The sequence below is a fragment of the Ligilactobacillus acidipiscis DSM 15836 genome, from assembly GCF_001435755.1.
GTDB lineage: Bacteria > Bacillota > Bacilli > Lactobacillales > Lactobacillaceae > Ligilactobacillus > Ligilactobacillus acidipiscis.
Window position 1 is genome coordinate 1 of the sequence record NZ_AZFI01000248.1, and the last position, 1,953, is coordinate 1,953.

The 1,953-nt window shown below is 30.7% G+C and carries 1 protein-coding gene; it reads right to left on the reverse strand.

Annotated elements, in window-relative coordinates; genetic code table 11:
- Positions 1-694: 694 nt before the first annotated feature.
- Positions 695-1,939, reverse strand: coding sequence for a glycoside hydrolase family protein (locus tag FC65_RS10395; protein WP_235803130.1), 1,245 nt, complete (start codon positions 1,937-1,939; stop codon positions 695-697).
- Positions 1,940-1,953 lie beyond the last annotated feature (14 nt).

A 1,953-nucleotide genomic window follows, 5' to 3' on the forward strand; every position in this document is an offset into this window, starting at 1 on the left:
ATGCATTTACACAAGATATTTTACGCTCTCTAATCATGATTTGTATGTGCTACATTTTCATTAAATCATTTTAGTTGCTATTTACTTCACATAAGCCGAACATCATCAGGAATAATGAATTGTTAGTATGGTATTGTCACAATTTTACCAAGTCTGATAACTGCACAAAAAATGTTAATTATTTCGAAATGTAATAAAACTTTGCGAAAAATATCATTAGAGGTATCTGCTATTACAGAAACTATTAGCAAATTTATTTAGCTGGAAAATTTGGAATATTGCTAACTATGCGATTGAATCATTCCAAGCACTAACACTAATCTTTCATACAAAAGATGCCAAAGTGCCAATTTTACTGCAACAACGCGAGTTCAAAAATAGTTTTTCCTGACAAAACAAACAAAAACCTAGAAACCTTGTAACTTAAAGCTAACTATCACAAAACCATTATTTAACGGTTTTATTGGAAGCCAAAAAATTACTTTACGTAAAATTTTAGATTACCTGTTTGAAATGGTCGCCCGTTTGAACTTGAAACGTATCAAAACCTGCTATTTTATTTTTTCATAATCATTATAAAGCCCCTTCTAAAAGAACTCTTTTGGAAAACGTAGAATCACTACTCGATAGTAGTTAGACTTTAAAAATCTGCTTCTAAGCATTACTTTGCACTCAGAAATTCACCAACATTTTTTTATTTTTGTAAAATTCCAAAATGTCTAACAATAAAGGGAGCTTTAATCTCTTTAATATTAGACCACTTATTTTTCTCCGACCACTCAGCATAATGTACACCATTATAAATTGACTGACCATTTTTATTAAATTTATAAGGATCAAAATATAACCTAGTTTGATTACCATTTAAAACTGCCTCTATACCTTCAGCGCCAGCATATTTTCTCAAATCAATGTTCAAAGCATGAGAAACATATGGACCCAAATAATTATCTGATGTTGCAATTGTCATCTTATTCTTTGAAACATCTTCATTTTTATAAAACAAAACGTAGTGTCCATTATAATATGTTAGATTACCATCAATCATATTACTTGGGAAATCTTTACCTGATAATAATTTCCAATTGTTTTTTATTTTTCCCTTTTCTTGGTCAAAATCCGAAATGTAAAGCTGAAAATTATTTGTTTTCACCGAACGGCCAGCCATTATCACGTGAATTCTATTATGCTTATCCTTAAAAAACTCGGGGGCCCATTCAAAATGATTAACAAACATAGACGAGTGTGGCCAGGAAATTTTATCCCATTTTTTGAAATTCTTTGTTCGCAATAACCCTTTTGTGTAAACAATATACCAATACTTTTTAACTTTTATAATACTTGGATCTCTAATATTTAGTCTTGGAGAACTAATGTGTAATCTTTTCCATGATTTGCCGTCATTTGAATACAGTAAACGCAAAGTATCTTGTCCCGTTTTGTCTCCGCTATATGTTCTAGCGGTATTGTATGGGTCACTTTGATAGCCGCCCTTTGGACTAACCTTCATTGGTTGAAAAGTTGCAGCAATGTAGTTAGCTTTATCAAAATTAGATATTTCTTGACGATAATTTTTAGGCATAAATCTAACAACTATTCTCCGATTTTCTTTTTTAAAGAAAATCTTTTTTTCAGCCATTTTGTATCCTGGAACTTCTTTTTCTAACTTAGAAGATCGTAAGGGCCAGTACCGTTTGCTATGATACACTTTGCCTTTTACTCTAAGCTTAGCATTATTTTGATCAACAAAACTTACCCTTATACTAGAAGTAGGTTGGATCATTAAAAAGAAAAATACACTAATAATTATCCCTAACAAAAGAATTAAAACCCCTTTAATTCTATTTCGCCCCATTTTCCACAAACCTTTCACTATTTTCTGACTAAATAAAAAGAACTCAAATTTTGATGATTTTACAGTATATCCTGAATTATTCATACTTTTCCCTTAAG